This is a genomic window from Bradyrhizobium sp. CCBAU 11386 (genome assembly GCF_028128955.1).
Classification (GTDB): Bacteria; Pseudomonadota; Alphaproteobacteria; order Rhizobiales; family Xanthobacteraceae; genus Bradyrhizobium.
In genome coordinates this window covers 178,449-205,003 of record NZ_LBKA01000259.1, presented here as the reverse complement: position 1 = coordinate 205,003, position 26,555 = coordinate 178,449, and the positions used below count along the sequence as shown (strand labels likewise).

The following is a 26,555-nucleotide window of genomic DNA, read 5'->3' as shown; positions in this document are numbered from 1 at the left end:
CCGGGGCTCATCCCTCCGGCAATGCATCCAAATGACACGCCACCCACTGCTCGGGTCCAGTCGTCCGGAGCGTCGGCTCTTCGGTGCGACAACGGTCGAAGACGTACGGACAACGGGTGTGGAAGCGGCATCCGCTCGGCGGATTGATCGGGCTCGGCACATCGCCGCCGAGGATGATCGGGTTGCGCTGGGCGCCCGGCTCGGGCAGCGGGACCGCCGAGAGCAACGCCTTGGTGTAGGGATGCCTTGGCGCGGCAAAGATCTCCCGGCGCGGCGCGACTTCGACGATCTTGCCGAGATACATCACCGCAACGCGATGGGTCATGTGCTCGACGATGGCGAGGTCATGGCTGATGAACAGCAGTGCCAGACCGAATTTCTGCTGGAGGTCCTGGAGCAGATTGACGATCTGCGCCTTGACCGAGACGTCGAGCGCGGAGACCGCCTCGTCGCAGACGATCAGCTCGGGCTCGGCCGCGAGCGCCCGCGCGATCCCGATGCGCTGGCGCTGACCGCCGGAGAATTCGTGCGGCCGGCGGTTCAGCGCCTCGCGCGGCAGACGGACGGTGTCCATCAGCGCCGTGACGCGCACCTCGAGATCTTCCGCGGATTTGGCGAGGCCGAAATTGCGGATCGGCTCCGCGAGGATGTCGCGCACGCGCATGCGCGGATTGAGGCTGGAGAACGGATCCTGGAACACGACCTGCACGCGCCGGCGCATCTGGCGCATCGTGCTCGGCGCAGCGTCGTCGATGCGCTGGCCGTCGAGGATGACCTGGCCCGAAGTGATGTCGAACAGCCGCAGGATGGCGCGGCCGACGGTCGATTTGCCGCAGCCGGATTCGCCGACCAGCGACAGCGTCTCGCCGCGCGCGATCTCGAAGGACACGCCGTCGACCGCATAGACCCATTCAGACTTGCGCCCGAACAGACCCTTGCTGACCGGAAAATGCTTCTTGAGGTCGTTGACCTGGAGCAGAGGAGGACTCATGCCGCGACGGCCCCCTTGGCCGCGTAGTGACAGGCCGCTACGTGGCGAGGGCCCTTCTCTTCGAGCCCGGGTGCATATTGGCGGCAGAGATCGGTCGCAAGCGCACAGCGTCCGGCAAAGACGCAGCCGGTGATCGGCTTGCGGAGATCCGGCACCTGACCGGGAATCTCGGCCAGCCGTCTCGCGGTGCCTGTCAGCGACGAGCCAAGCCGCGGCACGGCGCCGAGCAAACCTTGCGTATAGGGATGGCGCGGCGAGCGAAACAACTCGGCGACCGGCGCCTCCTCGACCTTGCGGCCGGCATACATCACCATAACGCGTTCGGCGATCTCGGCGACGACGCCGAGATCGTGCGTGATCAGGATGATCGCCGCACCGACCCGGCTCTTGAGGTCGAGCATCAGCTTCAGGATTTGCGCCTGGATGGTCACGTCCAGCGCGGTGGTCGGCTCGTCCGCGATCAGGAGTTTTGGATTGCAGGCCAGCGCAACCGCGATCATCACGCGCTGCCGCATGCCGCCGGAAAGCTGGTGCGGATATTCGCGCACGCGCCGCTTCGGCTCGGGAATGCCGACCAGCGTCAGCATCTCGATCGCGTGCGCTTCGGCGGCCTGCTTGTCCAGGCCCTGATGGATCATCAGCGTCTCGCGGATCTGGCGGCCGACGGTCAGGACCGGATTGAGGCTCGTCATCGGCTCCTGGAAGATCATCGAGATGTCGTTGCCGCGGATCGCGCGCATCTCGCGGTCGGACAGTTTGAGGAGGTCCCTGCCCGCAAAGCGGATGGCCCCGGCAATCTTACCCGGCGGCTCCGGAATCAGCCGCATCAGCGACATCGAGGTCACCGACTTGCCGCAACCGGACTCGCCGACGATGGCGAGCGTCTCGCCCTCGTTGACATGGAAGGACACGCCGTCGACCGCGCGGTTGATTCCGCCGGGCGTCCGGAAGTGGGTCTGAAGGTTCTCGACTTCGAGCAACGCCATCGTGATCAGCCTCGATACATCAGAGGCTCTTGGCCATGCGCGGATCGAGCGCATCGCGAAGGCCGTCGCCGAGCAGATTCACGGCAAGCACGGTGACGGACAGGAAGGCCGCCGGAAAGAACACGATATAGGGCTTGACCTGCCACAGCGCGCGGCCCTCGGCCATGATGTTGCCCCAGGACGGAATGGTGGGCGGCGTGCCCGCACCGATGAAGGACAGGATCGCCTCCGTGATCATGGCACTGGCGCAGATATAGGTCGCCTGGACCAGCATGGGCGCGAGTGTGTTGGGCAGGATGTGGCGCAGGATGATCATCGGCGTGCGCGTGCCACACGCCACCGCCGCGTCCACATAGGGCTGCTCGCGCAGCGACAGCACCACGCTGCGCACGAGCCGCGAGACGCGCGGAATCTCGGCGATGGTGATGGCCAGAATGACGTTGCCGACGCTGCCGCGGGTCAAGGCCATCAGCGCGATCGCCAGCAGGATCGGCGGGATCGACATCAGGCCGTCCATGAAGCGCATCAGGATGCCGTCGGCCCAGCGGATGAAGCCGGAGACGATGCCGATGGCAAGGCCAACCGCAGACGCGAACATCGCAACGGACAGGCCGACCGTGAGCGAGACCCGCGCGCCGACCAGCACGCGCGAATAGATGTCGCGGCCGAGCACGTCGGTGCCGAACCAGTAGTCCGCCGACGGCGCACGCGTGCGCTTGGCGGGCGCGAGCGCGGTCGGATCGACCGTTCCGAGATAAGGTGCGAAGATCGCGATCAGGACGAGCATCAGCAGCAGCGCGCCGCCGATGGCGACGGTCGGATGCCCGCGCAGGAAGCCGATTAAGCCGCGACGGATCTTGACCGGCCGAAGGATCTCCGGCAGTTGCGGCGCGAGGACGAATCCGGCCGGAAGCGATTGCGGATTGACGGTGGTGTCGGTCAATAGCGGATCCTCGGGTCAACGAGCGTATAGATGACGTCGATCATCAAATTGACGAGGACGTAGACGAAGCTGAACAGCAGCACGATGCCCTGGATGACGGGATAGTCGCGGCGCAGGATCGCGTCGATGGTGAGCCGGCCGAGGCCGGGGATCGCGAACACGCTTTCGGTGACGACCGCGCCGCCGATCAGGAGCGCGATGCCGATCCCGATTACGGTCACGATCGGCACCGCCGCGTTCTTCAGCGCGTGAACAAACAGGATGCCGCCCTGCCCGAGGCCCTTGGCCCGCGCGGTGCGGATATAGTCCTGCTGCAGCACTTCGAGCATGGTGGCGCGGGTGATGCGCGCGATCAGCGCGATGTAGACGCAGCCGAGCGCGACCGCCGGCAGAATCAAATTCTCCAGCCAGGGCCAAAAGCCCTGGGCAAGCGGCGTATAGCCCTGCACCGGAAGCCATTCCAGTTCGAGCGCGAAGATGTAGGCAAGCATGTAGCCGACCACGAAGACGGGCAGCGAGAAGCCGAACACGGCAAAGCCCATGATGACGCGGTCGATCAGGCTGCCGGCCTTCCACGCCGCCACCACGCCGAGCGGCACCGCGACCACGATCGTGAGCAGCAGCGTGACGATCATCAGCGACAGCGTCGGTCCGAGACGCTGCCCGATCATCGTCGAGACCGGCAGATTGGTGAAGATCGAGGTGCCGAGATCACCGTGCAGGATGCGCCAGACCCAGCTTCCGAACTGGATCAGGAACGGCCGGTCGAGACCGAGGCTCTGGCGGATGCGCTCCACATCCTCCGGGCTTGCCTGATCGCCCGCGATCACCACGGCCGGATCACCCGGCGCAATGTAAAGCAGGCTGAACACGAACAGCGCGACGATTGCCATCACCGGCAAGGTCGCGACGATGCGACGGAGGATGTAGGAGAGCATCTGGCTTCAGTGCACGATCATGCGGACTTCGATACGCCCCAGAAGAACGGCAACGGCCCCTTGGTGATGCCGGAGACGTTCTTGCGCCACGCCGTGTAGCTCAGGAAGAAGCCGGTCGGCGCATAGACAACGTCATCCATCGCCGCCTTGTTAAGGCGGTTGATGGTGGCCTTTTCCTCGTCGAGGTTCTTGGCCTCGAACCAGGATGTGACCTCCTTTTCTGTGCCGGCGCTGGTGGGCCAGCCGAACCAGGCCTTGTCGCCGTTGGCGCGAATGGCGGTGTACGGCGCGGGGTTGATGCAGTCCGAGCCCGCATGCCAGGTGTGGAACATGTTCCAGCCGCCCTGTCCCGGCGGCGTCTTCTGCGCACGGCGGGAGCCGACCGTGCCCCAGTCGGTCGCGACGAAGTCGACATTCATGCCGAGCTTCTTCAGGAGGTCCGCGGTCACATCGCCCATCGCCTTGGTGATCGGCTGGTCCTGCGCCACCAGGCACGTCACCGGCTGGCCGGAATAGCCGCTCTCGGCGAGCAGCTTCTTGGCCGCGTCGAGATCGCGCTTGCCCTTCAGGATCTCACCGCCCACTTCCGTGTAGAGCGGCGTATCCGGCGTGAAGAAGCCCGGCAGCGGTTTCCAGAGCGCGGTGTCGTCGCCGACGATCGCGCGCATGTAGTCTTCCTGGCTCAGCGCCATCAGCACCGCGCGCCGCGCCCGCACGTCGTTGAAGGGCGGATACAGGAAGTTCATGCGGAACGAGCCGACATTGCCGAGCGGATCGCCGATATCGACGCTGATGTTCTTGTTCTTCTTCAGGACCGGCACGAGGTCCGCGATCGGGTTCTCCCACCAGTCGATCTCGCCATTCTGCAACGCGGCAGCCGCGGTGGCCGGATCCGGCATCACCACCCACTCGATGCGGTCGACCAGCATTTGCTTGCCGCCGGCAAGCCACGAGGACTTTTCCTGACGCGGCGCGTAGTCGGCGAACTTCTCGAACACCGCTTTCGCGCCGGGCACCCATTCGCCCTTGGCGAACTTCATCGGCCCGGAGCCGACATAGTCGGCGATCTGCTTGAACGGATCGGTCTGCGCAATCCGCTCCGGCATGATGAAGGCGCACGGCGAGTTGTTCTTGGCGAGCGCATAGAGCAGCTTCGGGAAGGGCTGCTTGAGCACCCACTTGAAGGTGCGGTCATCGACGGCGGTCAGTTCCTGCTGGAGCGCCTTGATCATGAGCCCCATCGGATCGCGCGCCGACCAGCGCGCAAGGCTCGCGACGACGTCCTTGCTCAGCACCGGCTCGCCGTCATGGAATTTGAGCCCTGATCGGAGCTTGAACGTCCAGGTCATACCGTCGTCGGTGACTTCCTCGGACTCGACCATCTGACGTTGCGGCTGGAGCGCCGAATCGACGCCGTAAAGCGTGTCCCAGACCATCGCCGCGGCGTTGCGCACGACATATTGGGTGCCCCAGATCGGGTCGAAATTGGCGAGGTTGGCCTGCGGCACGAAGCGCAGGGTGCGCGCCGCTGCGCCCTGGGCGATCGCCGGGGCCGAAAGGCCGCCCGTCAATGCCAGGCCGCTCGCCCCAGCCAATCCCTTCAATACGGTCCTGCGATCCATGAAGTCCTCCCAGTAATGCCGTGATGCCGGCCAATCATTGGCCAAGAGCAGGTGAAACCGAAGCCCATTGGCGTGCAAATGGTATGCCAGTAACCAGGCCTTCGCCAGCCGGATCTCACCGTCATTTTGGCCGATCCTGGCCTCAAAGCACGGCCGCCAGCGTCGGGCCGGTCTCGATATGCGGGATCGCCTCGACCAGCTTGCGCGTGTAGTCGGTCTTCGGATTGTCGAACAGCGCCCGGCTCTCGCCCTGCTCCACGATGCCGCCATTGCGCAGCACGATGGTGCGATCGCAGAGCATGCGCACCACGTTGAGATCGTGGCTGACGAACAGCAGCGCGATGTCGTTCTCGCGCCGCAAGCGGTCGAGCAGTTGCAGCACCACCGCCTGCACGGAGACGTCGAGCGCGGCGGTCGGCTCGTCCAGCACCAGAAGCCGGGGCCGGCAGGCGATGGCGCGAGCAATGCCGACCCGCGCCTTCTGGCCGCCGGAGAGCTGGTGCGGAAACCGCGGCAAGAGATCGAGCGGCAGTCCCACGCGCTCGGCGCATTCCTCGACCCGCGTGCGCAGCACATCGCCTGCCCGCATGCCGTCGAGCCGCATCAGGGGATGGGCGATGCAATCGAAGGCCGTGAAGCGCGGGTTGAGGCTCTCATTCGGGTCCTGGAAGACCATTTGAATGTCTTTGCGCAAGGGCGAGCGGTGAAAATCACGCGACGCCACATGGCCGATCGAGTGCCCGTCGAACACGATGTCGCCCTCGCTCGGATCGATCAGGCGGCAGATCATCCGCGACGTCGTGCTCTTGCCCGAGCCGGACTCGCCGACGAGGCCGACGCTCTCCCCGCCGGCCATCGTCATCGAGAAGTCCGCGACCGCCGCAGAGCCCTGGTCGAAACGTTTCGCAAGCTTGCGCACCTCCAGCAGTGGCGGCGTCCCGTGCGCGAGCTCGGGCCTGGGCTTGCTGACAAAAGTCGCGTGGCGCTCCCGCTCCTCCTCCGTCACGAGATCCTCGATCCGGGACGTCGCCGTCGGTGATGCCGCCACGAGGCGCCTGGTGTAGGCGTGCTGCGGCGTGGAGAAGAGCGTCCTGGGACCAGCCTCCTCGACGATGCGTCCACGCTCCATCACCGCGATGCGGCGGCAATAACGCGCCGCGAGCCCGAGATCGTGCGTGATCAGGATCGTCGCCATGCCGCGCGCAGCGGCGATGTCGGCCAGCAGGTCCATCACCACCTTCTGCGTGGTGACGTCGAGGCCGGTGGTCGGCTCGTCGGCAATCAGCAGCGCGGGATTGCAGGAGATCGCGATCGCGATCATGACGCGCTGGCACATGCCGCCGGAGAGCTCGTGCGGATAAGCGTTCATCCGCGTCTCGGGGTCGCGGATCTGGACGGCGCGCAGCAGCTCCAGCGCCTCGGCGCGCGCGGCGTCCTTCGAGATCCGCTTGTGCGTGAGGATCGCGTCCGCGATCTGCAGGCCGATCGCCCGGATCGGATTGAGCGCCGCCCGCGGATTCTGGAAGATCATCGACATCGCGGCGCCCTGGAGATGACGGAGATCATCGCCCCGGAGTTTTGTCACGTCCTGCCCGCGAAACAGGATCCTGCCGCCGGTGACGCGCCCGGCCGCATCGAGCAGCCGCGTTGTCGCAAATCCGGTGACCGACTTGCCAGAACCGCTCTCGCCGACAAGGCCGAGCATCTCGCCGGCCTTGACCGTGAGCGTCACGCCGCGCACGGCCTCGACCATGCCGCGCCGCGTCGAGAACGAGACGTGGAGATCGTCGATCCTGAGCAGCTCTTCGCTCATGTGCGCATGCGGGGATCGAGAATGTCCCGCATCCCGTCACCGAGCAGATTGAAGCAGAGCACGGCGAGCATCAGTGCCAGGCCCGGAAAGGCCACCAGCCACCACCGTCCGGTCGAGATGAAGCGTGCGCCCTCCGCGACCATGATGCCCCATTCCGGCGTCGGCGGCTTGACGCCAAGGCCGATGAAGGACAGGCCGGCCGCATTCAGAATGGCCCAGCCGAGGTTGAGCGAGATCTGCACCGCCATCGCCGGCAGGATGTTCGGCAGCAGGAAGCGCAGCACCACCGAGAAATGGCTCTCGCCGCAGGCGCGCGCAGCTTCCACCCAACCGACATTGCGCCGGACGTTGACCTCGGCCCGCGCGAAACGGATGTAGAAGGGAAGATTGATGATCGCAGTCGCGATCACGATGTTCTCGATCCGGTTGCCGAGGGCCGCGACCATCGCCATCGCCAGCACGAACAGCGGAAAGGCCATCATGACGTCGACGAAGCGGCCGACGCCGCGGTCGAGCCTGCCGCCGGCATAGCCGCAGAACGCACCGACGACGGCACCGATCACGAAGGAGATGCCCACTGCCGAAACCGCTATGGCGAGATCGAGCCGCGCCGCGATGACGAGGCGGCTGAACACGTCGCGCCCGAGCTGGTCGGTGCCGGCGATGTGCGCCGCGCTCGGCGGCAGCAGCGCTTCCGAGACATTGGAGGCCACGGGATCGTAAGGCACGATCCAGGGGCCGAAGATCGCAACCAGGATGAACAGCAGAACGCCCGCCGCCGCGACCGCCGTGAGCGGATTGCCGCGCAAGATCCAGACCGAATGGCGGAGAGTGGCGCTGGTCATTCGATCGACACCCTGGGATCGGCGATGCCGTAGCAGATGTCGACGACCAGATTGACCAGCACAAACAGGGTCGCCATCAGCAGCACGAAGCCCTGCACCGGCGCATAGTCGGAGGACAGCAGCGCATCGAGCGCGTAGGAGGCAACGCCCGGCCAGGAGAACACTTTCTCCACCAGAACGTTGGCGCCCAGCATGGTCGAAAACACGATGCCGGCGATGGTGATGACGGGAAGGATCGCATTGCGCAGCGCGTAGGTGACGACGACTTTGCGCCAGGACAGCCCGACGGAGCGCGCGGTGCGCACGAAATCGCTGCCGAGCGACACCAGCATCGAGGCGCGCGTGATCCGTGCCAGCGGCGCGATGACGAACAGGGCCATGCTCACGGCCGGCAGGACCAGCTGCTTGCAGGCCGCCCACCAGCCCTCAAAATCGCCGGCCAGCAGGAAATCGATCGAGAGAAAGCCGGTGCGCTGCGGCGGCAGCGAGGTGAAGACGTCGATCCGCCCGGTGGGATCAGGCGCGAGCCCGAGCAGGTAATAGAAGACATAGATCAGCAGCAGGCCCGAGACGAAAGTCGGCACGCAGACGCCGAGCGCGCAGAACAGCCGCACGCCGTGATCGACGATCGATCCCGGCCGCAGCGCCGCCACGACGCCGAGCGGCACCGCTGCGATCAGCGCGATCAGCAGTGCTGTGAAGGTGAGCTCGAGCGAGGCCGGCAGCCGCTCGCGCAAATCCTTCAGCACCGGCTGCCCCGTCATCATGGAGCGGCCGAGATTGCCGCGGCCGATGTCGGAGAGATAGTACACGAGCTGCTCCGGCACCGGCTTGTTGAGCCCCATCTGCCTGCGGATCTGCTCGATCTCCTCCTTGCCGGCATTGGGCCCGGAGGCGAAGAACACCGCGGGATCGCCGGGCAGGACGCGCATCAGGAGAAAGGTGAAGACCAGCACGCCGAACAGCGCCGGCAGCGACGACAGAAGCCGCTTGCCCGCCCGCACCATCGTTGCGCCAAGTCCGGCCATCACCTTTCAGAGCCTCTCTCGTTCGCCGATCTCACTTGCGGCTGACGTCGCGATAATCCACCTGGCGATGGAACTCGTAGGTATAGCCTTCGATCGACGATGCCATCACCGCATCCTGGTTCGGCTGCCACAGCGGGATCTGCGGCATCTCGCTGAAATGGATGGCGTTGAGCTTGCGGCCGTCCTCCTCGTACTTGGCCTTGTCCGGCTCGAAGCGGGCTTCCTGCGCGATCGCGGCGATCTCGGGATTGTTGATGGAGCTGTAATTCCAGCGCTGATTGCCGGTGTAGAAGTTGCGGTAGAAATAGTCGGTCGAGGGCAGCCAGGCGACGATACCCTCGGTGAAGAACGGCAGCTTCTTCTCGTTGATCTGCGTCGACATCTGGGCATCCGGCAGCTTCTGAATGTCGACCTTGATCCCGATCCTCGCAAGCGATTCCTTCACCAGCGAAGCCATCGGTTCGGCCGTCGAGGCCTGGCCGACATTGAAGCTGAACGTGGTGGCAAAACCTTCGGGAAGGCCGGCGGCCTTGAGATATTCGCGGGCCTTGTCGAGATCGGTCTTCACCGGCGCCTGGAACGGATAGATGCCGTTCGCCGGCTTGCCGTCCGGCCAGATCGCGCCGAACAGCGGCGCGCCGCGACCGAACAAGGCAGCCTTGAACATGTCGTCATAGGGCAGCGCAAAGGCGATGGCGCGGCGGACATTGACGTTGTCGAAGGGCGGGATCTGGTTGTTCATCGAGACGAAGGTGATCGCATTGTATTGCGGCGTCGAGATCACCTTGAGCTTGCCCTTGGCCTCGAGCGACTGCACGTCGCTGGCCTGGAGATCGACGACGATGTCGGCATCGCCGCGCTCGACCAGATTGGCGCGGGTCGCCGGCTCCGGCACGGACTGCACGATCACGCGCTTGAAGAAGGCGGGCTTGTTGGCCGAACCTCGATTCCAGGCCTCGTCACGCTTGAGGATGACCTGCTCGCCCGGCTTGAAGGTCTCGACCACATAGGCGCCGCTGCCGGCGGTGTGCTCCTTCAGCCAGGCGGTCGCCCAGGGATCATCCGCCGTCGCATGCTCCTTGGCGACCTTCGAGTTGATGATCATGGGATAGACGGTTGCCAGATTCGGCAGCGCCAGCTTGTCGGGCTTCGGCAGCGTCACCTCAATGGTGAGCGGATCGATCACCTTGAACTGGTCGGCCGACGTCAAGGAGCCGGTGAGCAGCTGCGCCTTGCCGAGGATCGGCGCGGTGACGCAGCGGTCGAGCGACCATTTCACGTCCTCGGCCGTCACGGGCGAGCCGTCCTGGAACTTGGCGTCCTTGCGCAGGCGGAAGGTGAGCTTCAGTCCGTCGGGACTGACGTCGTAGGATTCGGCGAGCTCGCCGGTGATCTTGTCGAGATCGAACACCCATTTGCCGTTGAGCTGCTTGCGGCCAAACGCCACCAGCCGGTCGTAGGTGCTCATGCTCAGCGCAAAGGACTCGCGCGTCGAGCCGGGGATGTTGGGATCGAGCGTGTTGACGGATGCGCCCGTCACATAGCGCAGCGTTTCCGCCCTGGTTTGGGCCTGCGAAGGCGCGTTCGCGATGAGCAAAAGCGCGACGGTGGCGAGCACGGAGGATGCCGGCCTGAAAGACACAAAACGCATTCGTTTTTCCCTGAATTTCGACAAGAACGCCAGCAAGGCAGGTTAAGAAACAAGCAAGTTGCGCGCCAGTCTCACGGCGCGCTGGTGGGGACACTTGGTCGCGGCGGCGCATGGATGATCATCGCGTTTCCCCCATTCTTCGCGCCGGCCGCGTGACCACGGCCTGCGGCACGTCATAGGCGCTGAGCGAAGCCCAGTGCCGCGCGACATCGGCGCGGAAAAGGCCGCGCGTCAGGCCGTGGACCAGCTTCGGGACGGCGGTCGTCATCGCGTTGATCGACGATCCCGACGGACCGAAGCTCATGGTGGAGGCGATGGCGAAGAGATGGATGTCGGAAATCCACGGCGTCTCGCCTGCTACACGCTCGGTGAAGGCGTAATCGTCGGCGAGATAGGGAAAGCGGCCGAGCCGCTCGTTGCGCTCGCCCTCCGGCGGCTGATAGCGGTCGGCCCAGGTCGCGATGTTGCCGGCGAAGGTGGAGAGCTCGCCGCGCCCGGCAAAGTTCATGTCGATCCCGGTGCCGCAGATGACGAAATCCGCCGCGATGGCCCCGCGCGGCGTCTGCAATTCGACGCCTTTGCCCGTCTCCCGGGCCGCCTCGACCGGCGCGCCCTCATGCAATATGAAATTGGCGTGACGTGCGCAGCGATCATAGGTCGGCTGCGGAAAGCCTTCCCGCATTTCGAGGATGGTGCGCATGAAGCGCCAGCGCCAGGCATCGTCGAGATCGCTGAGATGGCGCAGGAAGCCGCGAAAGGTCAGCCAGCGATAGGGTTGGATCACCTGGATCTGCGCGCGGCGGCACAGCAGGTGCACCTCAGCAGCGCCAGCTTCGAGCGCGGTCGCCGCGTTGTCGAAGGCGGATGCGCCGGCGCCGATCACGGCAACCCCCTTGCCGCGGAGCTGTTCGAAATCGATGTCATCGGCGACGGTCGCGACCGAGCTTGATGGCAGATGGCGGAGCGGGTCCGGGACCATCCAGTCGCCCATCCCCTCCTGTCCCGTCGCCAGCACGATCTTGCGCGCATGGAGCGTCTCGATGCCGCCGGCACTCTTCACGCGGGCGGCGAGCAGGCCATTGGACGCCGGCGCGATATCGAGAAGCTCGCAACCGTTGCGCACCGGCAATCCGATCGTGCGCCGCAGCCAGAGTAGATACTCGGCCCAATGGCCGCGTTCGATCAGGCCGAGCTCCTGCCAGCTCTCCTTGCCGAAGCGGGCTTCGTGCCAGGACTGGTAGGTCAGGCTCGGAATATCGAGGTCGGGACCGGTGTAGTCCTTCGGACTGCGCAATGTCGGCATGCGGGCATAGGTGAGCCACGGGCCCTCCATCCCCTCCTCGGCCTTGTCGAGCAGCAGAATGTTGCTGACGCGCGAACGCATGAGGCCGAAGCCGATGGCGATGCCGGATTGGCCGGCGCCGACGACGAGAACATCCAGCGCCGGCTTGCCATCAGGCCCGATCTTCGGGTCGAGCCACGCCGCGCCCGGATGCGCGATCATGGCGAGATCGGTGCGAATATCGGCTTCGAGCTCTGTCAGCGTGTCACTCATGCTGCGAGCCAGCCTCCATCAACCACCATCACCGTGCCTGTGGTGAACGAGGACGCATCGCTGGCGAGATGCAGCGCCGTCTGCGCGATTTCCTCCGCCTGGCCGAAGCGCTTCATGGCATGGCGGTTGCGGGAGGCTTCGCGCACCTCCTCCGCATTGGCGTGACGGGCAAAGCTGCGGCGAAGCATCGGCGTGTCGATCGCACCAGGCGCAATCGCATTGACGCGAATGCCGTCGGTGGCGAAATCCACGGCCATCGTCCGCGTGAGACTCACGATCGCGCCCTTGGCGGCGATATAGGCGCTGTTGCCCTTGCCGCCGGCAATGGCGAGCTGCGACGCCAGGGTGATGATTGAGCCGCTCTTCTGCCGCTGCATGTGAGGCACGGCGGCCCGCGCCCACAGCCAGGTGCCGCCGACATTGGCGCGGAACACCGCGTCCCAATCGTCCGGGCTCGTCGTCAGCACCGTGCCGCCGCAGGAGAAGCCGGCGGCAGTCATGAGCACATTAAGCCGGCCGTGCCGCGCCATGACATCACCGACAACGCTCTCGGCGAAACTGGCATCACCGACGTCGCCGACATGCGTCGTTGCCTCGCCGACAAAGCTCAACGTTTCCCGAAGGCCATCGGCATCGCGATCGACCAGAGCGAGGCGCGCGCCCTCCTCCGCAAACAGCTTTGCGCTGGCGCGGCCAATGCCCGAGCCCGCTCCGGTGATGATGGCCGTGCGCCCCTGCAGCCGCATGTCAGATCCCTTCCTTGTGCTGCATCCACCAGGCGCTCATCGCAGCGGCCGACTCCACGCAGCCGAACCGGGCGCGCCAGCCGAACTCGTCGGCCATCCGCTTGACCGACATCGGCGCACGATCCCCGCCGTGGAGCTTGATGAAGGTCTTCTCTCCGGGAGACGCGAGCCGGCACTCCAGCCCGGGATGCAGGGCCGCAAAGGCCTCACCCCATTGCAGCGCAGACCAGGCCGTGCCGCTTGAGATGTTGTAGAGCCGGTGGCGCGGCCGCTCGGCTTCGATCAGCACCGCCACCGCTTCGGCAGCGTCGGGCGCGTAGGTCCAATCCTTGATGCCTGGCGCAGGGAGAAGGGCCGGTTCGCCGCGGGCGAACGCAGCAAGGATCTGGAACTGGAGGCTGGGCGTATCGCGCACCTTCCCGATCCGCTCCCACGGACCGAACACGGCGCTTAAACGCACACTCAGAAAATCGCCTCCCCACAACTCGGCAAGCCGCGCCACGGACCTCTCTGACGTGAATTTGCTGATCGCGTAGAACGAGACGGGATCGCACGGCGTCTCCTCGTCCAGTACCGGATAGCGTTGCCCCGCGGCCCCATAGGCGGACGCCGAGGACAGATTGATCACGCGCCGAACGCCACGGCGGTTCGCAGCGCTCAGGATCGGCATCTGAGCCATCACATTGATCTCTAGGATACTCGAGGTCGTGGTCCGCTCGAGCTGGTCCCCGGCGGTTATGGCAGCGCCAAGGACGATCGCATCAAAGCCTTGCTTTACCAGGGCGTCGATCCTCTCGATGTCCGTGATCTCGCCCTGAACGACTTTGAGCCGCTCCCGGTGGTCAGCAAAGGATCGCTCCGCGCCAGCCGGAAGTTGCTTACGATCGTACAGCGTCACGTCATGGCCGCGCGCGAGCAGCGCCTCCGCAACATTGAGGCCGACAAACCCCGTGCCGCCGAAGATGACGATCTTCATCGCGCGCGATCCACCGTCACAGCAATTTCGCTCCAAAATTCCGCTCAGGATCCATGTCCGCAACGAGCCGGCCGGTGGGCCTCGCCGCCTCGCCGCCGCTGCGTGCCAGGAACTTGCCGCTTCCGGCGCTCGCGAGGCACTTGTTGCCGTCGACGACAACGCGGCCGCGTGACAGCACGGACACCGGCCAACCCTTCAACTTGCGGCCCGCAAACGGCGTGTAGCCGGTGAGGTCGTGCGTCATCTCGTCGGCGATCGTGGTCTCGCGGTTGGGATCCCAGATCGCGATATCGGCATCGGCTCCAACAGCGATCGAGCCCTTGCGCGGATGCAGATTGTAGATCTTGGCCGGCGCCGTCGCGGTCAGCTCGACGAATTTCTCCAGGCCCAGCCGTCCCTTCGACACCATCGCGTCGAACAGCAGCGGCAGGCGCAGCTCTAGCCCCGGCAGACCGTTGGCGACCTGCTTGAAGTTGGGATTGGGGCCGGCGCGCAGCTTGCCGGTCTCGTCGAACCGATACGGCGCATGATCCGACGAGACGGTCTGGAGATCGCCGAGCGACAGCGCCTGCCACAGCGCCTCCTGGTCCGCATGCGTGCGCGGCGGCGGGCTGCACATCCATTTGGCGCCGTCCGCGCCGGGCTTGTCGAGATCGGCGGCCGTCAGGAACAGATATTGCGGACAGGTCTCGGCAAAGACCTTGAGCCCCTGCCCGCGCGAGTCGCGGATCACCTTGGCGCCTTCGGCGGTCGAGACATGGAAGATCATGATCGGCTGGTCGATCAGCGCCGCCATGCCGATCAGCCGGGTGAACGCTTCCGCCTCCGACACACGGGCGTGGCTGACGGCGTGGTATTTCGGCAGCGTGTAGCCGCGCGCGAGCAGGCGCTTCACCATCCAGGCGATGATGCCGTGGTTTTCGGCGTGCGCGCACAGCATCGCACCGGACTGGCGCGCGGCGAGGAGGATGTCGAGCAGCGGCTCGTCGTCGACCTTGAGCCGGTCGTAGGTCATGAAGATCTTGATCGAGGCATGGCCCTGCTTCACCAGTGCCGGGATGTGCTCCTCGACCGTCTCCCTGGTCGCGTCGGCAATGATCATGTGGAAGGCGTAGTCGATCACGGCGCCCTTCCTCGCCAGCGCGTGATAGTCCTCCACCACCTGCGGCAGCTTCATGCCGACATGCTGGGCGGCGAACGGGATCACCGTGGTGGTGCCGCCGAACGCGGCGGAGACGGTCGCACTCTCGAACGTGTCGGCGTTCATGATGCCAGCCGCGGACAATTGCTCGATATGGGCGTGGCTGTCGACGCCGCCCGGTAGCACCAGCTTGCCGTGCGCGTCGATCTCGCGCTTGGCGGCCGGAAGGCCACGGCCGACGGCTGCGATGGTCTCGCCGGAGATGGCGACGTCGGCCTCGAACACATCCGTCGTGGTGGCGACGCGGCCGCCGCGAATGATCAGGTCATAGGTGGGTTCAGTCATGAGGCACTCCGTGATAGCCTAAAGCCAGGTGATCGCCATTTCGCAGGAAGACCAGCATGTCCGGGCCGCGCATTCTCGTCATCAATCCGAACTCCAATCCCGCGGTGACGCAAGGGCTGGAGGATGCGTTGAAGCCGCTCGGTTTCGAGGGCGGGCCGGAACTGATCTGCCAGAGCCTGGCGGAGGGTCCATTCGGCATTGAAAGCCAGGCCGACGTCGACAGTGTCGCGATGCCGCTGCGCCGGCTGGTGGAAAGCGACAACAGCTCGGCTGCCTTCGTCATCGCCTGCTACAGCGATCCCGGGCTCCAGGTCTGCCGCGAGGGCACCGACCGGCCGGTGTTCGGCATCGCCGAGTGCGGCGTGCTGACGGCGCTGGCGCGCGCCGAGACCTTTGGCGTCATCGCCATCGCCCAGCGCTCGATCCCGCGCCACATGCGCTATCTCAGGCAGATGGGACTGACGGAGCGTCTTGCCGGCGAACGGCCGCTCAACATGAGCGTTGCGGAAACCGCCTCGGGCGAAGGCACTTTGGCGAAGATGATCGACATCGGCCGCGCGCTGCGCGACGAGGACGGCGCCCGCGCCATCGTGATGGGCTGCGCCGGCATGGCGCGCCACCGCCGCCCGCTCGAAGACGCGCTTCGTATTCCCGTGATCGACCCGACCCAGGCGGCCGTCACCATGGCACTGGGTACGGTACAGTTCTCGCGTCACTAGGCGTCCTTCAGCTCTTTGGCGTCCTGCCGCGCGAGCCATTGCGCGTGGCTCTCGCGGACAAGCGCAAACGTATCCCGCTGCGTCGTGTAGAGATTGCCGAACATGCGGCCTATCGGCCGGTAGGCGTCGAGATCGACATACATGTTGGCCTCATCGACGAGGCCCTCGCGGGCATGAACCCGGAGCACTTCCCCGACCAGCAGTTCGCGATCGGGCGAAAAGTTCAGCACGACATGGCGCCGGCATTCCAGCGCAAAGGGTGCCGCGGCAAGGTGCGGCACCTTCACATCGATGGAGGGCAGCGTGGCAAGCCCGGTCGCGGCGACCTCGCTGTCGCCAGACGGAAAATCGACCGCGCAGTCGTTCATCGCCCCCGACAGCGCCTCGTCCACCATGTGAACCACGAATTCGCCGTCGCGATGGATGTTGCGGGTCGTGTCCTTCGGGCTGTGATCCGGCTTGTGCTGAAGCCCCAGCACGATCAGCGCGGGACTCTCGGAGAAGACGTTGAAGAAGCTGAAGGGGGCGGCATTGACCGCCCCGTTCGCGTCCAACGTCGTCACCAGCGCGATCGGCCGCGGCACCACCACGCCGCAGAGCAGCTTGTAGCGGTCACGCGGATCGAGCTCGCGCAGGGGAATGCCCGATGAGTCCTTGCCTGCCATCGGCGTCACTTCTCCGGCGGCGGCACCGCGCCGGTCTGGCTGGTGATCAGGCCATAATGCTCGATGCGGCGATGCCGGGCAAAATCGAAGATCGTGGTCTTGCCGAAAATGGTGGCATCGAGGTCGCAAGCGTGAACCAGAACCTCGTCGTCTTCAGTCCTGGCCTCGGCGACGATCTCGCCATTGGGATCGACGATCAGGCTGCCGCCGAACAGCGGGTGTCCATCCTCGACGCCGGCCTTACCGACCGCGACGACCCAGGTCGCATTCTGATAGGCGCCGGCCTGCACGGAGAGGCGGTTGTGGAACAGGCGCTTCTCGACGCCCTCCTCGCTCTTCTCCGCATTCACCGACGGCGTGTTGTAGCCGATCAGCACCATCTCGACGCCCTGCAAGCCCATCACGCGATAGGTCTCGGGCCAGCGCCGGTCGTTGCAGATGGCCATGCCGATGATGCCGCCCAGCTCGCGCCAGACCTTGAAGCCGAGGTCACCCGGCTCGAAATAGCGCTTCTCCAGATGCTGGTGCGAACGCTTGGTGTCGTATTCCACATGGCCCGGCAGATGGACCTTGCGATATTTGCCGACGATCTTGCCGGACCTGTCGGTGAGAACAGCGGTGTTGAAGTGATGGCCGTCGGGCGTCAGCTCCGCATAGCCGAAATTCATCGCCATCTGACGCTGCGCCGCGCGCTCGAACAGCGGCCTCGTTGCCGCGTTCGGCATCTCGCGTTCAAACCAGATGTCGAACTCGGCCCGGTCCTCCACGTACCAGCGCGGAAAGAACGTCGTCAGCGCCAGCTCCGGATAGACGATCAGATCGGCGCCTTTTGCTTTCGCTTCGTCCATCAGCGCGATCATGCGCTTGACGACGGCCTCGCGGCTGTCGGCTTTCTGGATCGGGCCCATCTGGGCGGCGGCAACATTGACGATGCGCATCAGTGAATTCCTGGTGATCTCTTGGGGGAAGCCGCAGCTTCAACGATTGTCCGGCGCCTGCAGCATAACGCAGCCTCGCACCGCTTTTCCAGTCGGGCGCACCTCATGCGGTCCGCCCCCATTCGGCGTCCTGCAAGAGCCGCCAGTTAATCTTGTTGCTTGCCGTGCGCGGCAGGGACTCGACGAAGACGACGGCGCGCGGCGCCTTGTAGCTGGCCATCACGCCGCGCGCCCAGCCGACGATGTCGTCCGCCGACGTCGTCGCGCGCGCTGCCTCGTCCAGCACCACCAGCGCCTTGACGGTCTCGCCGCGATAATCGTCCGGCGCCGAGACGATGCAGCACTCCCGGATGGCGCGGTTCTGGTACATCGCGGCCTCCACCTCGGCCGGCCACACCTTGAAGCCGCTGACATTGATCATCCGCTTGAGGCGGTCCACCGCGAAGAAATAGCCTTCGGCATCGCGATAGCCGAGATCGCCTGTGCGCAGGAACCGTTTGCCGGCGAGTTCGATGAAGGACTCGGCGTCGGCTTGCGGCCTGTTCCAATAGCCCCGCAGCACCTGCGGGCCGTGCACGACAATCTCGCCGACGACGTTGTCGTCGAGCTCGATCAGGCTCTCCGGATCGACAATTCGCGCGTCGGTCTCGTGCGCGGCGATGCCAAGGCACTGCCGCTTCGGCGCTGCCATCGGATTGAGGTGGGTCGGCGACATCGTCTCGGTCATGCCGTAGCCTTCGACGAAATCGAGGCCGAACCGTCCCTTCAGCCGCTCGGCCACCGCCGTCGGCATCGCGGCACCGCCGCCGGTCAGCACCTTCAGCTTCGCAAAACACCGGTCGCGGAACCGGGCGCTTGCGAGGACGTCGACGATCATGGTCGGGGCCGCGTTCCAGAACGTCACGCCATAGGTCTCGAACAGATCGGGCAGCAGATCCTTGTCCCATCGCGCCATCAGCAGCAGCGTGGCGCCCGTCACCATCGCCGCATTCATCGAGCCCTGCATACCCGCGACGTGGAACATCGGCATGAAACCGGTCATCACGTCGTCGCCATCGAGCCCGTACCAGCGCGCCTGCAAGGCCGCGGTGAACAGCGCGCTGCGATGGCTGTGCATGCAGGCCTTGGGCTTGCCTGTCGTGCCCGACGTATAGGGCAGGATCATGAGATCGTCCGGACCCGCGGTCATTGCACCGGGACGCAAGCCTTGCGCGATTGCGGACGGCCAGGAATGCCAGCCCGGCGACGACGGCACCTCCGACGGCGCTTCGGTCACGCAGGACGGCAGCGTATAGGGCGTGGCGGCCGGAACCTCGTCGCGATACTGCGCGATGATCGCATGCGCGATGGCGTTAGCCACCAGCGGCGCAAACACGTCGCTCAGCTCGCTGCCGATGATCGCGACCCTTGCGCCGCTGTCCGCTGCCAAATACGCGATCTCGGCGGTCTTGTTCATGGGATTGACCGGCACGATCACAGCGTCGGCTCGCATCACCGCATAATAGGCGATGACATATTGCGGCGAATTCTGAAGCGCGATCATGACGCGGTCGCCGCGCTTCACGCCGCAAGCACCTTGCAGGAAACCGGCCAAGGCATCGACCCGCGCGCGCAGCTCGGCGTAGCTCAGGCTCGCGCCGTAGAACACCGTCGCCGGGTGCGACGGCCGGTCCTTCGCCGCGCGTGCCAGCGCGTCGTAAAGGGTCCCCTCCGGCATCGCGAGATGCCAGGGTTCATCCGCCGGCCAGGACGGCGAGCGACGAGGCGTTGCGTGGTCCACGCTCACCCGTGCTCCTTGTCGGCAATATCGAGGCCGTGGTCGAGCGCATCGAGCAGCTGCTCGGCCTCGCGCGCGGAGATGACGAGCGGCGGCGCCAGGAACAGCGACGTCTGCTCGCCGCTGGTGCCGATCACGGCACCAGCCTCCAACGCCCGCTCCGCCACGCACGAGGCGATCGGCACCTCGGTGGTGTCGGCATGCCAGGTGCGCCAGTCCGGGCCGTGCAGCTCCACCGTCCAGTGCAGCCCCTGCCCCGCCACGCGCTGCACGCTCGGATGTTTCTGCGCGATCGCGAGCAGACGGCGGGTAAAAAGCTTCTCGAGCGTCTGCACGTGCTCCAGAATCTTGTCGTCGCTGACGACCTTCAGATAGGCGCTGACGGCGGCCATGCTGATGGGATGACCGCGCAGCGTGCCGTAGTTCTGCCAGCTCGTGCCCTTGAGCCGCTCGACGATATCTTTCGACACCACGACAGCAGCGACGGCGGCCGCGCCGCCGCCGAGCGACTTCCCGAGCGTGACGATGTCGGGGCGGCTGTCGGCGCCCTGAAATGCGAACCAGCGTCCCGCGCGCCCTGCGCCGGTCACGACCTCATCCGCGATCCAGTACGAGCCGGCCTGCCGCGCGCAGCGCGCCACCTCGTCCTGATAGGCGCCGTCGTAATAGATACCGCCCTGCGTGTAGTCGATGATCGTCGCCGCGGTGTCCGAGAGCAGGCGCGTGGCATCCGCCAGATATTCGCTCGGCGGCGCATTGTTGGCCGGTGCGCCGTAGATCGCGCCATCCGGCGCCGGCAAAATCCGTACCGGCGCCATCGGCGCCGGCAGCTGCGAGCCGCCTGAGTGCACCGCGAGCCCGCCATGCCATTGCGGCTGCACCGTCATGCTGCGCGACAGGCCGGTGATGCCGTGATAGGCGCGCTCGCGCGTCGCCAGTGCCGAACGCTGCGTCAGCGCCTGGCAGAGCGAGAGCGCCATGTCGTTGGCCTCACTGCCGCTGATGCAGAAGCGGACCGCGCCAACCCAATTCTCTTCACCCCTGAACGCAGTGGTCATCAGGTCGTCCGCGGCCTGTTCACGGCCGACCCAGGTCCATCCTTCGTTCACGACCGGCGTATCGGCTGCACGGCGGATCGCCTCCACCATCGCGGGATGACGATGCCCGAGACCGCCGCCGGTGTTGCTGCCGTCGATGAGCTTGCGGCCGTCCGCAAGGTGAAAGTAGACGCCCTCGCCGCCGACCACGGCCATTGGCGCGCTGTCGCCCGCATTCAGACCGGTTCGCAACAATCTGCTCATCGCAATCCCTTCATTCCGCGGCCACGGCGCCGTAGCCACCGCCGCCGCACATCTCGATTGTGACGAGATCGTCCTGCTGCAACACAAGATTTGATTTGCCGTCGATCGCAACGTTTGCGCCCTGCCGGACCAGCGAGATGCGGCAGGCCTTGCCGGCCTCGCCGCCCTGCATGCCGAACGGCGCAATCACCATGCGTTCGATGCAGGTGGTCAGGTGCATCGAGGGTGCGAGGATGCGATAGGTGCGTACGGAGCCGTCACCGCCGCGATGGGCCCCCGCGCCGCCGGAGTGCCGACGAATGGCCTGCTGCTCGAGGCGGATCGCGTAGCTCGCCTCGATCACCTCGACCGGCGTGTTCGAGGTGTTGGACAGATGCACCCGGGTTGCCGAGATGCCGGCCCGATCATGCCGCGCGCCCTCGCCGCCGCCGTGGACCTCGTAGAGCATCTTCCAGGAACCGTTCGGCCGCGGTTCGGCAAAGAACAGCACGCCTGCGGTGGTCGCCCCGCCCGCCGACAGGCGTTCGGGAATCGTGTGCTGCATGGCGCGGAAGATCGCATCGACGATGCGCATGGACGTCTCGTGGTTGCCGGCGGCAACGGACGCCATCCAGCCCGGCTCCAGGATCGAGCCCGGGCGCGTGATGATGGTCAAAGGCCGGAGCGCGCCCGCGTTCTGATGCATGTCGCGCCCGCTCATGATACGCGCCGCATAGGCGACAGCCGAGCGCGCCATAAACGGCGTCGTGTTGCAGAAATTCGAGACGCGATCGCAGCTTCCTGACAGGTCGAAGGTCGCCTCGTCGTCCGCGATGGTGATCTTGACGTGGATCCGCGCCGGGGCGTTGTTGACGCTGCCGTCGTCGAGGTAATCCTCGCCTTCGTAGACGCCATCGGGCAGCGCGCGGAGCGCCTCCCGCATCTCGATTTCAGAGAGATCGTGCAGGCGCGACTGCGTCGCCGTGAACACCGCCTTGCCGTGCTCGCGGCAGAGCTCGACGATGCGCTTCTCGCCGGCCTTGGTCGCCGCGATCTGGGCCAAAAGATCGCCCTCGCAGGACTCAGGGTCGCGAACGTTGGCCTTGAGCAGCTGCACGATCGGGGCGTTGACGCCGGCCGCAGTCGCGATCAGCACCGGCGGAATGCGCATCGCCTCCTGGAACGTGTCAACGGCTTTTGCAAAATAGCTGCCGGGCCAGGTGCCGCCGATATCGGGCCAGTGCGCGAGGCTGACCGCAAACGCCACGATCTCGCCGTCGACGAAGACGGGACGCACGACCTTGACGTCGTTGAGATGATTGCCGCCGAGCGCGCCGACATTGTAGATCAGCACGTCGCCGTCGTTCAGGGTCTCGATCGGCACGACCTTCAGAAGTTCCGGAACGGTGTAGGCCATCGCGCCGAGATGGATCGGGATGTCGCGGCCCTGCCCGACCAGGCCGCCGCGGCCGTCCGTGATCGCCGATGACAGATCGCCGGCCTCGCGGAGCAGCGGCGAACGCGCCGAGCGCGTCATCACCAGGCTCATCTCTTCGGCGGCGGCGGAAAGCCCGTGCCTGATGACTTCGACGACGAACGGATCGAGCTTCATGCCGCCCTCCGCGTCAGGAACAGATTGCCTGTTGCATCGGGCCTCGCCTGCCAGCCGGGCGGCACCACCACCGTGGACCAGGCGTCTTCGATGATGGCCGGGCCGCTGACGATGTCGGTCATTGCGGCGCGGTCGATGATCGCAGTTGCGATGTCGTGGAAGCCGTCGAACGAGCAGGTGCGCTTGCCGGTGGACACCGCGCGGGCCACGGTCGCCGGCCGGCTGACAACGGTCGTCGACGGGCGGCGCGCCTGCACACGCACGGATTCGATGACGCAGCTCTCCTTCGTCGCATAGCCGAACAGCTCGTGATGCCGCGCCAAGAAGTCCTTCTTGAGCGTGCCGACGTCGAGCGGCAGAGCAAACGGCACCGGAATGGCATCGTTCTGCGCCGCGTAGCGCATCAAGGCCACCAGCTCGACCTGGATCTCCGCCTTGGCGACACCGTTGGCGATCAGCGGCGCCGATGCATCGGCGATCAACGTCCCGATCCGCTCCGATACGCGCGCGAGATCGATGCCATCGAGCGCCGCGCGAAAGGTCTGCTGCTGGAGGAAGCTGAAATCGGCGGTGAGACAGCCCAGCGCCGAGAACGCGCTCGATGCACTGGGCACGACGACCGCTGCAATCCCGTAGAGATCGGCAAGGCCCGCGGCATGCATCGGTCCGCCGCCGCCGAAGGCGAGCAGCGTGCAGTCGCGCCCGTCGATGCCGCGCTCGACCGTGACACGGCGGAGCGCACGCGCCATCGTCGCGTTCGCGACCTTGATGATGCCGAGCGCCGTCTCGGTCAGGCTCAATCCAAGTGCGCGGGCGATCGGGGCGATGACATCAGCGGCGGCCTTGATGTCGATCCCGATGCGGTCGCCAAGCTTGGTCTCGGGATTGAGATATCCGAGCACGGCGTTGGCGTCGGTGATGGTGGGCTCGGTGCCGCCGCGACCGTAGCAGGCCGGCCCCGGCTCGGAGCCGGCGCTCTCCGGGCCGACCGTCAGGCCACCCGGACCGTTGCGCACGATCGATCCGCCGCCGGCACCGATGGAATGAACCGCGAGCATCGGCTGGCGCAGTGGCTTGTCGCCGAGCATGCGGCCGTCGGTCATCTCGGCCTGGCCGTCCACGATCAGGCACACGTCGGTCGTGGTGCCGCCCATGTCGAAGGTCAGCATGCGCGACGTGCCGAGCTGACGCGCGATGCTGACGGAGGCCGAAACGCCGGCCGCCGGGCCCGACATCGCCATCACCAATGGCCGCCGCTTCACCGCCGAAATCGGGATCATCGCGCCGGCCGAATGAAACACCTGCAAGCCGGCGCCGATCGGCAGGCGCTGTTCCAGCTCGCTCAGATATTCCACCGCGATCGGCATCGCGGCCGCGTTGAACACGGTCGCCGAGGTCCGCTCATATTCGCGCGCCTCGGGATTGACCTCGTGCGACAGCGAGACGTGGGCGACGACGTCCTTGAGACGCTCGCCAAGCATTTTTTCGTGCACCGGATTGGCATAGGCGTGCAGCAAGGCCACCGCGACACTCTGCACGCCGGTCTGTTTCAGCCACGCCACCAGTCGCTCGATCTCCGCGTCATCCAGCGCCTTCAGCACCCGGCCTTCGTGATCGAGGCGCTCGGCGAGCCCGAAACATCGTTCGGGCGGCACCAAGGGCGGCGATTTCGGCGGAATGTCGAGACGATAGAGATCGCGGCGTCGATAGCGCGCGATCTCCAGCACGTCGGCAAAGCCTTCGGTCGCGACCAGCGCCACCTTCGGCAGCCGGCCCTCGACGATGGCGTTGGTCACGCGCGTGGTGCCGTGGACGAAGCGCTTGACCTCGCTCTTGCGCAGGCCCACCGCCTCAGTGGCCTCAAGCATCGCCTGAACGGGCGCCTGCGGGCGCGATGGCACCTTCGCGATCCGTGCCTCCGCGGAGCCACGCCGGATCGCGATGATATCGGTGAAGGTGCCACCGATATCGGTGCCGACTTCCCAGTGATTTTCGGAATCGCTCATGTGCAGGGTCAGCTACGGACGACGTCCGAACCGGACGCCGGGTCCTTCCCGTCCATCGCAACGTCCAATGCCAAACCGAGACCGCTCATCATGCATCCCCTGTCATGCCACCATGAGCGAGCGTGCGACAGAGCGATGGGCTCGGGATAGGGCCAGAGTTGTCGCAAACCACTAGACCAGCGCGCGAGCGACGCCGCGCACCGCGCCACCTGCTGCACGTTTTGGTGCAGCGGTGCCCGCGCAGGGAGCACGTCAACGAGGGCTGTTCCAAGCGAGAAAAGTGCAGCGCACCACGGATTTCTCCGCACGAATCATGACGTCCGCTGCACCGCAATCGGAGCGCTCAAAATCATCTGTCTAATTTACAGGCGATCGAACGGCACGATGAGATATTCGCTTGCCTATGAGCCATGCACGGCGGTCGGCTCAGCCTCTCTTTATTGTACGAACAGTCAGAGACGATATTGCCGGGTCGGATGGTGCATTGCGGCAGCCGCTGCCGATGCAAGCCGCGATTCTCGCAAGCAGCGGAGCTGCATCCTCGACGCGCAGCCGCCCGTATCCGAACACCAGGCCTTGCAACGTCGGCTGCTCCAGAAAATTCTGCGACAGCGGTTGCACGTGGATGCCCGCCTGCTTCAGGACCCCGGCTGCCTCGCGGTCACTCATCCGCGCCCGCATCGCATCGGTGAACAGCGCCACCAGATGCAGTCCCGTCACCGCCGCAGACACGGTCAAATCGTCAGGCATCAGCGTGGCGATCGCATCGATCAACGCCTTTCGCCTGGCGGCATAGACCCGGCGCATCCCGCGCAGATGCCGCAGCAGATGTCCCTCCCGCATGAACTCGGCGAGCGCGAGCTGACCGACGCCGGAGGTGTGGACGTCGATCCGCGCGCGGCCCCGGGAAAACCCGTCGATGAAATGCCTGTTGGCGACGATGTAGCCGAGCCGCAGGCTCGGCATCATGATCTTCGAGAAGGTGCCGAAATAGATCACCCGCCCCTCGCGATCGAGCGAACGCAAGGACGCGATCATGCTGTCCTGATGCCTGAACTCCGAATTGTAGTCGTCCTCGATCACCCAGACATCGTTCTTGTTGGCCCAGTCGAGCAGCTCGATGCGCCGCTCCAGGCCCATGCTGACGCCGAGCGGATATTGATGTGACGGCGTGACCACGATCAACCGCGCCCCCGGCGCGCGCCGGATCCCTTCCGAGACGATCAGCCCCTTGTCGTCGACCGGAACCGGAACGAGCTTCGCGCCGGCCGCCGTGAGGGCCCATCGCGCCTCGACAAAGCCGGGCTCCTCGACCCAGACCTCGTCGCCGGGATCGAGGATCATCCGGCTACAGAAATCGAGCGCCCCCGACGTGCCTGACGTGACGACGACCTCCTCCGGCGAGCAGACCAGGCCGCGCACCGAGCCGAGGAAATTTGCGATCTCGCTGCGCAGCCGCGGATGACCTTCGGGCGGAAGATCGAGGCACTCCTGCTCTCGCGGATTCTGCCAGGCCTGGCGCAGCAGGCGCGACCAGTCCTTGAAGGGGAACGTCGAAATATCAGGCGCGCCGGGACTGAACTCCGACGGCCAGTTGGTTTCGTAGTCGAAGGCAAGCAGTGATTGCCAGCGCTTCGACATATGGGCGGGCACGGCCGCGGGCGACGCCACCGACGTCAGCTCCGCATGCGGTGTTGCGACTGATGCCACCATGACGCTGCCGCGCGGGGTCGATTCAAGATAGCCCTCGGCGTAGAGCAGGTCCCACGCGGTCAACACCACCGTGCGCGAGCAGCCCAACTCCCGCGCAATCTCCCGCGATCCCAGAAATTGCGTTCCGGCCGGAAAGACGCCGCGCAGGATGCAGCCCCGGATGTGCGCCGCGATCTGCAAGTGCAGCGGCACGGCCGAATTCCGGTCGATATGCATCCCCGCAAGGGATACGCGCTTGCTTGGGCGGTGATCTCTGTCCATCACA

At 65.8% G+C, this 26,555-nt stretch carries 21 protein-coding genes; 1 reads left to right on the top strand and 20 read right to left on the bottom strand.

Annotated features, from left to right (window positions below; genetic code table 11):
• Window positions 1-7: 7 nt before the first annotated feature.
• The 13 genes from XI09_RS41525 to hydA all read right to left on the bottom strand — a co-directional run bounded on the left by XI09_RS41525 (window position 8) and on the right by hydA (window position 15,580).
• A complete protein-coding gene (locus tag XI09_RS41525) occupies window positions 8-991 on the bottom strand; it encodes an ABC transporter ATP-binding protein (RefSeq protein WP_271572090.1) in 984 nt (327 codons plus the stop codon).
• Window positions 988-1,977, bottom strand: a complete 990-nt coding sequence (locus tag XI09_RS41520; RefSeq protein ID WP_177234110.1) for an ABC transporter ATP-binding protein — start codon at window positions 1,975-1,977, stop codon at window positions 988-990. Before XI09_RS41520 ends, XI09_RS41525 begins: the two co-directional genes overlap by 4 nt.
• 19 nt (window positions 1,978-1,996) lie before the next feature.
• Entirely contained in the window at window positions 1,997-2,920 is a 924-nt protein-coding gene (locus XI09_RS41515) for an ABC transporter permease (protein ID WP_271572089.1), read from the bottom strand.
• A complete protein-coding gene (locus XI09_RS41510; protein WP_027548944.1) occupies window positions 2,917-3,858 on the bottom strand; it encodes an ABC transporter permease in 942 nt (313 codons plus the stop codon). Before XI09_RS41510 ends, XI09_RS41515 begins: the two co-directional genes overlap by 4 nt.
• Window positions 3,859-3,875: 17 nt before the next feature.
• Window positions 3,876-5,480, bottom strand: coding sequence for an ABC transporter substrate-binding protein (locus tag XI09_RS41505; protein WP_271572088.1), 1,605 nt, complete (start codon window positions 5,478-5,480; stop codon window positions 3,876-3,878).
• A 142-nt stretch (window positions 5,481-5,622) separates the two neighbouring features.
• Entirely contained in the window at window positions 5,623-7,293 is a 1,671-nt protein-coding gene (nikE, locus tag XI09_RS41500; RefSeq protein ID WP_271572087.1) for a nickel ABC transporter ATP-binding protein NikE, read from the bottom strand.
• Complete coding sequence (locus XI09_RS41495; protein WP_271572086.1) at window positions 7,290-8,138, bottom strand: ABC transporter permease; 849 nt, start codon at window positions 8,136-8,138, stop codon at window positions 7,290-7,292. Before XI09_RS41495 ends, nikE begins: the two co-directional genes overlap by 4 nt.
• Window positions 8,135-9,169: an ABC transporter permease gene (locus XI09_RS41490; RefSeq protein ID WP_442869658.1), complete on the bottom strand. Its 1,035-nt coding sequence runs from the start codon at window positions 9,167-9,169 to the stop codon at window positions 8,135-8,137. The genes XI09_RS41495 and XI09_RS41490 overlap by 4 nt, the downstream gene beginning before the upstream one ends.
• 28 nt (window positions 9,170-9,197) lie before the next feature.
• Window positions 9,198-10,817 (bottom strand): ABC transporter substrate-binding protein, encoded by a 1,620-nt coding sequence (locus XI09_RS41485; RefSeq protein ID WP_271572084.1) that lies wholly within the window; start codon window positions 10,815-10,817, stop codon window positions 9,198-9,200.
• 118 nt (window positions 10,818-10,935) lie between these two features.
• On the bottom strand, window positions 10,936-12,372 hold the full coding sequence (locus tag XI09_RS41480; RefSeq protein WP_271572083.1) for an NAD(P)-binding domain-containing protein: 1,437 nt from the start codon (window positions 12,370-12,372) through the stop codon (window positions 10,936-10,938).
• Complete coding sequence (locus tag XI09_RS41475; RefSeq protein ID WP_271572082.1) at window positions 12,369-13,118, bottom strand: SDR family oxidoreductase; 750 nt, start codon at window positions 13,116-13,118, stop codon at window positions 12,369-12,371. The genes XI09_RS41480 and XI09_RS41475 overlap by 4 nt, the downstream gene beginning before the upstream one ends.
• Before the next feature lies 1 nt (window position 13,119).
• Entirely contained in the window at window positions 13,120-14,094 is a 975-nt protein-coding gene (locus tag XI09_RS41470) for an NAD-dependent epimerase/dehydratase family protein (protein ID WP_271572081.1), read from the bottom strand.
• Window positions 14,095-14,110: 16 nt separating this feature from the next.
• Window positions 14,111-15,580, bottom strand: coding sequence for a dihydropyrimidinase (gene hydA, locus XI09_RS41465; RefSeq protein ID WP_271572080.1), 1,470 nt, complete (start codon window positions 15,578-15,580; stop codon window positions 14,111-14,113).
• 56 nt (window positions 15,581-15,636) lie between these two features.
• Here hydA and XI09_RS41460 point away from each other — a divergent pair, with 56 nt between their 5' ends.
• On the top strand, window positions 15,637-16,299 hold the full coding sequence (locus tag XI09_RS41460) for an aspartate/glutamate racemase family protein (RefSeq protein WP_271572079.1): 663 nt from the start codon (window positions 15,637-15,639) through the stop codon (window positions 16,297-16,299).
• Here XI09_RS41460 and XI09_RS41455 read toward each other — a convergent pair.
• The 7 genes from XI09_RS41455 to pdxR form a co-directional block, all read right to left on the bottom strand.
• Complete coding sequence (locus tag XI09_RS41455) at window positions 16,296-16,964, bottom strand: flavin reductase family protein (RefSeq protein WP_271572078.1); 669 nt, start codon at window positions 16,962-16,964, stop codon at window positions 16,296-16,298. The two genes, XI09_RS41460 and XI09_RS41455, sit on opposite strands and share 4 nt — an antisense overlap.
• 5 nt (window positions 16,965-16,969) lie before the next feature.
• Window positions 16,970-17,902, bottom strand: a complete 933-nt coding sequence (locus tag XI09_RS41450) for an N-carbamoyl-D-amino-acid hydrolase (protein WP_271572077.1) — start codon at window positions 17,900-17,902, stop codon at window positions 16,970-16,972.
• A gap of 103 nt (window positions 17,903-18,005) precedes the next feature.
• Window positions 18,006-19,688, bottom strand: a complete 1,683-nt coding sequence (locus XI09_RS41445; RefSeq protein WP_271572076.1) for a long-chain-fatty-acid--CoA ligase — start codon at window positions 19,686-19,688, stop codon at window positions 18,006-18,008.
• Window positions 19,685-20,980: an aminotransferase class III-fold pyridoxal phosphate-dependent enzyme gene (locus XI09_RS41440; RefSeq protein ID WP_271572075.1), complete on the bottom strand. Its 1,296-nt coding sequence runs from the start codon at window positions 20,978-20,980 to the stop codon at window positions 19,685-19,687. The genes XI09_RS41445 and XI09_RS41440 overlap by 4 nt, the downstream gene beginning before the upstream one ends.
• A 10-nt stretch (window positions 20,981-20,990) precedes the next feature.
• Window positions 20,991-22,571, bottom strand: coding sequence for a hydantoinase B/oxoprolinase family protein (locus XI09_RS41435; protein WP_271572074.1), 1,581 nt, complete (start codon window positions 22,569-22,571; stop codon window positions 20,991-20,993).
• Window positions 22,568-24,577, bottom strand: coding sequence for a hydantoinase/oxoprolinase family protein (locus tag XI09_RS41430; protein WP_271572073.1), 2,010 nt, complete (start codon window positions 24,575-24,577; stop codon window positions 22,568-22,570). Before XI09_RS41430 ends, XI09_RS41435 begins: the two co-directional genes overlap by 4 nt.
• Window positions 24,578-25,003: 426 nt before the next feature.
• Entirely contained in the window at window positions 25,004-26,482 is a 1,479-nt protein-coding gene (pdxR, locus tag XI09_RS41425; RefSeq protein ID WP_271572072.1) for a MocR-like pyridoxine biosynthesis transcription factor PdxR, read from the bottom strand.
• Window positions 26,483-26,555: the final 73 nt, after the last annotated feature.